9 protein-coding genes and 2 tRNA genes are annotated in these 8,013 nt (G+C 38.5%); 4 read left to right on the top strand and 7 right to left on the bottom strand.

Annotation, left to right across the window (positions count from 1 at the left end; translation table 11 throughout):
* Window positions 1–65: 65 nt before the first annotated feature.
* The 4 genes from HMPREF0381_RS02050 to HMPREF0381_RS02035 all read right to left on the bottom strand — a co-directional run bounded on the left by HMPREF0381_RS02050 (window position 66) and on the right by HMPREF0381_RS02035 (window position 3,173).
* Entirely contained in the window at window positions 66–545 is a 480-nt protein-coding gene (locus tag HMPREF0381_RS02050) for a GNAT family N-acetyltransferase (protein ID WP_008750204.1), read from the bottom strand.
* 155 nt (window positions 546–700) lie between these two features.
* Entirely contained in the window at window positions 701–1,306 is a 606-nt protein-coding gene (locus tag HMPREF0381_RS02045; protein ID WP_008750203.1) for a L,D-transpeptidase family protein, read from the bottom strand.
* 21 nt (window positions 1,307–1,327) lie between these two features.
* On the bottom strand, window positions 1,328–2,353 hold the full coding sequence (queA, locus tag HMPREF0381_RS02040) for a tRNA preQ1(34) S-adenosylmethionine ribosyltransferase-isomerase QueA (RefSeq protein ID WP_040461635.1): 1,026 nt from the start codon (window positions 2,351–2,353) through the stop codon (window positions 1,328–1,330).
* A gap of 1 nt (window position 2,354) precedes the next feature.
* A complete protein-coding gene (locus tag HMPREF0381_RS02035; RefSeq protein ID WP_008750201.1) occupies window positions 2,355–3,173 on the bottom strand; it encodes a hypothetical protein in 819 nt (272 codons plus the stop codon).
* Window positions 3,174–3,407: 234 nt separating this feature from the next.
* Between HMPREF0381_RS02035 and HMPREF0381_RS02030 the strand changes: the two genes are divergently transcribed.
* Both HMPREF0381_RS02030 and HMPREF0381_RS02025 read left to right on the top strand, forming a co-directional pair.
* A tRNA-Arg gene (locus HMPREF0381_RS02030) sits at window positions 3,408–3,480 on the top strand.
* Window positions 3,481–3,494: 14 nt separating this feature from the next.
* Window positions 3,495–4,478 (top strand): biotin--[acetyl-CoA-carboxylase] ligase, encoded by a 984-nt coding sequence (locus HMPREF0381_RS02025; protein ID WP_008750200.1) that lies wholly within the window; start codon window positions 3,495–3,497, stop codon window positions 4,476–4,478.
* A 68-nt stretch (window positions 4,479–4,546) separates the two neighbouring features.
* Here HMPREF0381_RS02025 and HMPREF0381_RS02020 read toward each other — a convergent pair.
* Window positions 4,547–4,619 (bottom strand) — tRNA-Thr (locus HMPREF0381_RS02020).
* 124 nt (window positions 4,620–4,743) lie between these two features.
* Between HMPREF0381_RS02020 and HMPREF0381_RS02015 the strand changes: the two genes are divergently transcribed.
* A complete protein-coding gene (locus HMPREF0381_RS02015) occupies window positions 4,744–5,019 on the top strand; it encodes a GNAT family N-acetyltransferase (protein ID WP_008750199.1) in 276 nt (91 codons plus the stop codon).
* A gap of 93 nt (window positions 5,020–5,112) precedes the next feature.
* The gene (locus HMPREF0381_RS02010) at window positions 5,113–5,532 is read left to right on the top strand and encodes an RrF2 family transcriptional regulator (protein ID WP_008750198.1); all 420 of its coding nucleotides are present in this window, start codon (window positions 5,113–5,115) and stop codon (window positions 5,530–5,532) included.
* 62 nt (window positions 5,533–5,594) lie between these two features.
* Here HMPREF0381_RS02010 and pepT read toward each other — a convergent pair whose 3' ends face one another.
* Entirely contained in the window at window positions 5,595–6,830 is a 1,236-nt protein-coding gene (gene pepT, locus HMPREF0381_RS02005; protein ID WP_008750197.1) for a peptidase T, read from the bottom strand.
* A complete protein-coding gene (locus HMPREF0381_RS02000; RefSeq protein ID WP_008750196.1) occupies window positions 6,811–7,992 on the bottom strand; it encodes a metallophosphoesterase in 1,182 nt (393 codons plus the stop codon). Before HMPREF0381_RS02000 ends, pepT begins: the two co-directional genes overlap by 20 nt.
* Window positions 7,993–8,013 lie beyond the last annotated feature (21 nt).

Genomic DNA, 8,013 nt, shown 5'->3' with positions numbered 1-8,013 from the left:
GGTAGTTCACAACACTTTATAATATTAAAGACCGGTAATCTTCTCCGGTCCTTTTATATTGCTTATTAAAATGTAAGCCTCATCTTATACCAGATAGTATCCCCATGGTTTGATTGTGATATCCCCTCATCTTCATAACCGAAGTCTGAATAGAACATTCTGAGTCCGTCTTTACAGGTAAGTACAATTCCTTTTCTGCCTGCGGCTCTTGAGTCCTCTATTACCTTATTCATTACAAGCTTTGCAAGTCCCATACCTCTATACGGCTTATCCGTCACCACGGAAAAAATCATCTGCCACTCTCCGTCTTTTTTATGCATAGCGGCATCATCATACATAATGTCGGTAAGCTCCGGAATATCTGTAGCCATACCGTTTATAAAGCTCTTTATGATACCGTCCTCTTCCAAAATCCAAAAGCACTCCGGGAAACTTTCAATTCTTTTTTTAATACTTTCCTTACTTGCAGCCTCAGCTTTCGGATAGGATGCAGCCTCTATATTTGCCAGTCTGTCCAAATCCTCTTCTTTCACATGTCTGATCATATATCCTCCTTTAATTCATACAAATGCATATTCATATATCTCCAATATTCTGCCCATATCCCGTATACCGGCTGCTCTAATATTCATCTGTTCTCCAAATCTATGTGTTATAAAAACAGGCATATCATAGCCTTGCTACAATATGCCTTATATCTTTACGGTCCTACCGAAACCTTGATTCCAAGCTGTCCGTACGGCCAAAGAATATCCATTACATCATCACTTACAGCTACACAACCTGCTGTAGGTATGCCCTTTTGATAATTGCCATGAATCATTATCGCACCGCCAAGTGCCGTATCCCATGGAGGACATACTTTCCTGTCAATAGCACTGTATATGGTATCCTTTTCTTCTTTAGAAATAATACCCGACTCAAATCCTCTGTCAGCCGCCGCCTTGTCAGGATAAGACAATCCAAGTGAAAGATGATATGCACTCTTGTCATTTCTTACACAGATATAGTAGTCACCGTTCGGAGTGGTTCTATCCCCCTGCTTTTTCTTTGTTCCGTTAGCCGAGAACTCTCCCAAGCTACATGGCCACTTACCCACTACCTTATTGTCAGCTATCAGTGTAAGCTCTTTACTCATCTTACTTACATAAATTCTGGTAGACGGTTCAACACTCTGTTGTAATGATACCGGTGTATAACTGCTTGTAGTCACCTTTCTTACTGTTGCGGCATATGCATTAAAACTCATCAAACCGATGAGCATTGATAAAACCGGTGCTGCCACAAAACTTTTTCTTATCTTCATAAATTTCCTTTCCTATAATAATTATTTTATAAACATCGCATCCCCGAAGCTGAAAAATCTATATTTTTCTTTCACAGCTTCTTCATATGCGTGTAATACTTTTTCTCTGCCTGCCAATGCACTCACAAGCATAACCAGAGTGGATTCCGGTAAATGGAAGTTTGTAATAAGTGCATCTAATACCTTAAACTTATATCCCGGATATATAAATATATCGGTCCAACCTGATGTCTCCTTTAGATATCCTTTATCATCCGATGCACTCTCTACAGTTCTGGTGCTTGTAGTTCCCACGCAGATTACTCTTTTGCCGTTTGCTCTTGTGCTGTTTATAATATCCGCAGCCTCTTTTGAAACCTGAAAGAACTCCGAATGCATATGATGTTGTCTGACATCACTCACCTTCACAGGCCTAAATGTACCAAGTCCCACATGGAGTGTGACCTTTGCAAGTTTGACCCCTTTATCCTCTATATCTTTAAGCAGTTCCTTTGTGAAATGCAATCCGGCTGTAGGAGCCGCCGCAGAACCGTCATTTTTTGCATACACTGTCTGATACCTGTTCCTGTCCTTAAGTGTATGTGTGATATATGGAGGAAGCGGCATTGTACCAAGTTTATCAAGTATTTCTTCAAAAATACCGTCAAACTCAAACTCTATAATTCTGTTTCCCTCTTCCACAATATCACTTACAGTTCCTGTCAATAAGCCTTCACCAAACTCAATTACCGCTCCTACTCTGCACTTCTTACCCGGCTTTACAAGACATTCCCAGACAGTCTTTGATTTTCTTTTTAGAAGCAGTATCTCTACAACCGCACCTGTATCTTTCTTTACACCCATAAGCCTTGCAGGTATTACCTTAGTCTCATTAAGGACAAGGCAATCCCCCTCATCCAGATAGTCGATAATATCATAGAAATGTTTATGAGTAATCTCGCCGGTATCCTTATCAAGTACCAGAAGTCTTGATGATGACCTGTCCTCAAGCGGATCCTGTGCTATAAGTTCCTGCGGCAAATCATACCGAAAATCCTTTACATCCATCTTAGTTGCCACTCTTTGTCTCCGCTATAGATATATCGGCCTCATCTTTAGAGGTTTCACTGATGCTTTCTACCGTGCTTTCTTCACCACTTGTTTCGGCAGCGGGATCAGTTATTGCATTAATTGTTTCCTTTTCAGTATCACTGTCTTTTGTGGATGCATTTTGAACCCAAATAGAATAAAGTGTACCAAGCTGAATATCACTTGTTACAGCTGTTGCAAGATCCTTTCTCATCTGTGCATCAAGTGCAATTATGTCCTCAGATCTTGAGACCTCATCCACATACTTTTTCTCATCCTCAGTCATTTTATCATTTTCCACCATATAGAAGGCATCTTTCGGACTCTCCATCACATATGCCCATGTAAGCATAGGTGCCTTTGTATCAATATCACGGAATTTTACATTTGAACTGATAAATACTACATATGAATTCGCCTCATATCCCCTTGTCACATAAGTGACGGTATCATCAAATTCCTCATATACCTTGGCTTCCTCACTAAGCTTAGTCTGTAGGTCGGAAAGCCCGTCCTCATCGCTTCTTCCAAATACATTGTACATCCTTCTTGCATCTGCGTTGACCTTGGCGTACTGGTAGTTCTTCACAAGTTCCACAATACCTTTAACAGGATCTTTTTGCATACCATAGGTCTTATAATCCGACAGCTTCTTTTCTTCTTCCGACATTGTAGACTCCGCTACAGTAGTTGTCCCCTCGGTGCCGACTGTTGCAGCATTCTTTTGGCTACAGCCGGTAGCTACCGCCGTCATCACCGCTATCATACCTAACCCCATTATTATTTTTCTATTCTTCATAACTTCCTCTTTATATTATATTAGTTACAGTTTAATTGCTGTTATCCATAGACTTTTCCTTACACTAATGCAAAAATCTATAATCACCGGATAGACTTAAAAACATACTCTTATGATTTTATCAAATTTTAGAATAAAAATCACCTATCAATTTATTATAAAAAATGATATAATTCTATAATATTTGTGATACCGAGGTCTATATCACAAATCGGTATCGTTATTTATATTTTTGTATCAATAGCGTAGCGGATAACGCATCAGACTCCGACTCTGAAGATGGTGGGTTCGAATCCCACTTGATACATTTTAAGGAGATTTATGTTAAAGTATGAAGTTTTAAAAATACTGCTTGCAAGTAGCAGTCATATATCCGGTCAAACTATATCAAACAGACTTGGAGTATCCAGAACAGCTGTATGGAAAGCTGTTAATGCACTGAAAAATGACGGCTACAATATTGAGTCGGTCAATAACAGGGGATATCTGCTTTTAGAAAATAAAGGCATCTTAAACCGGATAGAAATAGAACAATGCATGCACTCATACAAATATAAGACTCTCCCAAAGGTTATATACTTTAATCAGATAGATTCCACCAATACTTATGCCAAGAAAGCAGCCGACTCGATTACCTCGGATTTTCTTGTGGTGGCAAATACACAAACTCTCGGCAAAGGCAGGCTTGGCAGGAGTTGGACTTCACCCGGTACAACAAGTATTTCTATGAGCCTGTGTATCAGACCTGATCTGCCGCTTGAAAAAGCTTCTATGATTACTCTGGTAATGGCCGCCTCACTCTGTGATGCCATAGAGGAACTTTATTCTACAAAACCTCTTATAAAATGGCCGAATGATATAGTTGTCAATTCAAAGAAGATTTGCGGGATACTTACTGAAATGAGTTCCGATATAGACGGAATAAAGTATATTATTTCAGGTGTCGGGATAAATGTAAATAACGATGAGTTTCCGGCTGATATAGCAAATACGGCCTCCTCACTGCTTATTGAAACCGGTATAGTCATGGACAGAGCAAGACTGATTGCAAGCGTTATCTATCATTTTTATGAGAACTTTGATATTTTTCTGCAAACCGAGGATATGACTTCTATCAAAGCAAAGTATGAAAGCCATTTGGCAAATGTCGGCAGAAAAGTCAGAATACTTGACCCGAAGGGCGAGTATAATGCAACTGCACTTGGAATTGATGAAACCGGAGCCTTACTTGTAAATGCTGACGGAAAAATAAAAAGAATTATCAGCGGTGAAGTAAGTGTCAGAGGTATTTACGGCTATATATAAATTTTATCACCTTAACTTTAAAATAATATACATGCAAAAAGCCTTGAAACAAATTTCAAGGCTTTTTAAGCTGCTGACGGGACTCGGACCCGTGACCTCCTCACTACCAATGAGGTGCGCTACCACCTGTGCCACAGCAGCATCTATGTAATATTAGCATAAAGATATATAGCTGTCAATATATGTAAAAACCTCAAATATACAAAATTTGACACCTTGACTTTTCTTCTTAAAATGCTACTCTTATAAAAAGATTGGAGGTACTATGTTTAATATAACAGACGGCAGAATTTATATGAATGATGATGCGGGCAAGATGATCGCAGAGGTCACCTTTACGGAGCTTGATGATAATACAATACTTGTAGATCACACCTTTGTGGATGACAGTCTCCGTGGCAAAGGAACGGCAGGTAAGCTTATGTTGGAGGTCATAGACTATGCTAAAACTCATAATAAAAAGATAAAGGCAAGTTGTTCCTATGCCGTTAAGTGGTTTGATAAAAACAAAAACGAATATAAAGATATCTACATAGGCTGATAAAACATATTTTTTACATATGTTTTATTATTTGCTTGATTTACCTATTACCTACCTGTATAATAGGATTATAAACTAAGGATAGGTAATTATATGAAGATTTCAACAAAGGGGCGATATTCACTACTTGTAATGATTGATTTGACTGAGAATCAGTCAGATGACTTTATTCCGCTTCGTGATATTGCCAAAAGACAGGATATATCAGAAAAGTACCTGGAAAGCATTATAAAACTGCTTGTAAAAAATAAGTTGCTAGTAGGCTTGCGCGGCAAGGGCGGCGGCTACAAACTGACCAAAAGACCAAGCGACATCACAGTAGGCGAGGTACTTAGGATTGCAGAAGAAAATATAATGATTGATGAGGAAGATACCGAAAGTATGTATCGCACCAGTGAATATAGAACCATTGATATGTGGAGCAAACTCTCAAAGATGATTAATGACTACTTTGACAGCATATCTATTGCGGATTTGATAGTGGAAGATCCCGGAAATGACTTTATCATCTGATACAAAAAGGTTTTACACTTATACTGTACAGTGTAAAACCTTTTATAATGTTTATATATTTATTACTCTGCCGCTATCTTTACTATTTCGACTATAACATCAACAGCCTTTTTTATAGCCTGAACACTGACAAATTCAAATCTGCCATGAAAGTTTTCACCGCCTGCAAAGATATTCGGAGTCGGCAATCCCATAAATGAAATCTTAGAGCCGTCAGTTCCACCTCTGATAGGTGCCTTGTTCACTTCTATTCCAAGGTTTTGCATAGCCTTTGTTGCAATATCCACACTCCTTGTATCTTTCTTTATGATATCAGCCATATTGTGGTATTCATCATGCATAGAAAGTTTTACTCTTTCTATATCATATTTTGAATTGATATCTTCACAGATCTTTTTTACAATATATTTCTTATTTTCAAAAAGAGTCTTATCATGGTCTCTGATAATATATGTAAGACTTGCATTCTCAACATTTCCATGAGCCTCTATCAGATGTATAAAGCCCTCTCTGTTCTCTGTCTTTTCGGGAACACATACAAGCGGCATTGCATTTTGAATATCTCTTGAAATACTAAGTGCATTGATCATCTTATCCTTGGCATCTCCCGGGTGTACACTCTTACCTAAAATATCAATCTTGGCCTCCGCCGCATTAAAGCACTCAAACTGAAGTTCTCCCACTGCACTGCCGTCCATAGTATAGGCAAAATCACAACCGAAATCCTCTACATCAAAGTGGTCTGCACCTACACCTATCTCCTCGTCACAGCCGAATGCTACACGAATTTTTCCATGCTTTATCTGCGGATTATTTATCAAATATTCCATAGCGGAAACAATCTCACATACTCCCGCCTTATCATCGGCACCTAAAAGTGTGGTTCCGTCAGTAGTGATAAGCGTCTGACCGATATAATTCTTTAAATTCGGAAATTCTGTTGGCGAAAGTACAAATCCGCTGTCCCCTAAAATAATATCCCTACCGTCATAATCTTCATGAATCTGCGGCGAAATATTCTTTGCATTAAAGTCCGCCGTATCCACATGTGCAATAAACCCGATTATCGGGACATTATCTGCATCTACAGTAAGATTTGCGGGAAGAGTGGCACTAAGAAATGCATTCTTAGGGTTTATCTTCACATCCACAAGACCGATCTGCTTTAATTCCTCACTAAGTTCATGTAAAAATTCCATCTGTGAAGGTGTAGACGGAATCACAACTCCGGCTTTAGCAGCATCCGATCTTGTATTCTTCTTAACGTAATTTAAAAATCTATCTAAAAACTTCTCCATTTTTTCCTTTCCGTAATTTCAATTCAAAGGTATTCTGATCTTTGTATACAGAGTCCATTATACTCCTTATATATAATGAAGTGAAGCTCTCAGGCCGTTCTTCCCAAAGTTTCATGCCTTCTTCAAATCCGGCAGTATCAAAAACCTCACCTGAAAAGTATTTCTCATTCATCTTAACAAAGGTCTTTCCCATTTTATCAATATCAGACTCATTAATATCCTCAAAGCTATTTGTCTTAAAAAGTCTTACAAGCTGCCTCTGACCCACACCGTCAAACTCATGTCTGCTTATCTTTTCAAAGCATTCCACCTTGTAAACCTCCAAAGATTCTGTCCAATATCTGAAAGACTTCTTATCATATCTGATATTTGCAAAATGGTTCGGTGCAACCGCCAAAGATGAAGTGACTACCTCCGCCACGCCCCTGTCTTCAATATGTTGGATATGCATATGGCCGCTTAAGTTTAATTTTACATTGTACTTATTATACAGTGCTTCTATTTTGTCGGCATTCTTTATCATAAATCCCTCTGTAAACATAAAATTATGTTCCAAAAGATTTTGATGACTGACTCCAAGTATATCGGCACCTGTTTTTGATAACTCACTAAGTACACCCTCAAGCCAATAAAGACTTTCATCACTGAGAAAATTTTGATTGTACGAGTTTGTATCAAGCATAATAACATACAGACTGTCAGACAGCTTAACCACATAACTGGCTGAAGTCTTATCAAAGTGTATTGCCAGATTGTATCCGCAGTGATGATAAATCTCTCTAAACTCATCAGGTGATACACTGTCTACCTTATAAATCTTATTACCACAAAAGCCCATACATCTCTCATGATTTATATCATGATTTCCGGGTATCAGATACACATTTACTCCCGCAGTAACTATTTCCTTAAGCTTTATGGCCAGCTCCATATGGCTTACTCTCTCTCCGTTGAAGGTCAAATCTCCAAGCAAAAGCAGTGCATCCGGCTTTCTGTTTATTACCTCAAGTACAAATGCGTCCACAATCTCTTCGATATATTTCATCACTTTGCCGTCACCCTTAGCCATCATCTTACTAAAAGCCTCACCACCGTCATTGATGCTTTTTGAAAGATAGTGAAGATCTGTCGCAATCATAATATTCAAAATTCCTTCACTCATACAAAATTCCTCTTAATATAA

Source organism: Lachnoanaerobaculum saburreum DSM 3986, assembly GCF_000185385.1.
GTDB classification, from domain to species: domain Bacteria; phylum Bacillota; class Clostridia; order Lachnospirales; family Lachnospiraceae; genus Lachnoanaerobaculum; species Lachnoanaerobaculum saburreum.
This window is presented reverse-complemented; position numbering and strand designations above follow the sequence as displayed.

Excerpts from the sequence above, each read along its gene's own strand:
- HMPREF0381_RS02050 (WP_008750204.1), bottom strand. The coding sequence starts at position 545 with ATGATCAGACATGTGAAAGAAGAGGATTTGGACAGACTGGCAAATATA.
- HMPREF0381_RS02045 (WP_008750203.1), bottom strand. The coding sequence starts at position 1,306 with ATGAAGATAAGAAAAAGTTTTGTGGCAGCACCGGTTTTATCAATGCTC.
- queA (WP_040461635.1), bottom strand. The coding sequence starts at position 2,353 with ATGGATGTAAAGGATTTTCGGTATGATTTGCCGCAGGAACTTATAGCA.
- HMPREF0381_RS02035 (WP_008750201.1), bottom strand. The coding sequence starts at position 3,173 with ATGAAGAATAGAAAAATAATAATGGGGTTAGGTATGATAGCGGTGATG.
- HMPREF0381_RS02025 (WP_008750200.1), top strand. The coding sequence starts at position 3,495 with ATGTTAAAGTATGAAGTTTTAAAAATACTGCTTGCAAGTAGCAGTCAT.
- HMPREF0381_RS02015 (WP_008750199.1), top strand. The coding sequence starts at position 4,744 with ATGTTTAATATAACAGACGGCAGAATTTATATGAATGATGATGCGGGC.
- HMPREF0381_RS02010 (WP_008750198.1), top strand. The coding sequence starts at position 5,113 with ATGAAGATTTCAACAAAGGGGCGATATTCACTACTTGTAATGATTGAT.
- pepT (WP_008750197.1), bottom strand. The coding sequence starts at position 6,830 with ATGGAGAAGTTTTTAGATAGATTTTTAAATTACGTTAAGAAGAATACA.
- HMPREF0381_RS02000 (WP_008750196.1), bottom strand. The coding sequence starts at position 7,992 with ATGAGTGAAGGAATTTTGAATATTATGATTGCGACAGATCTTCACTAT.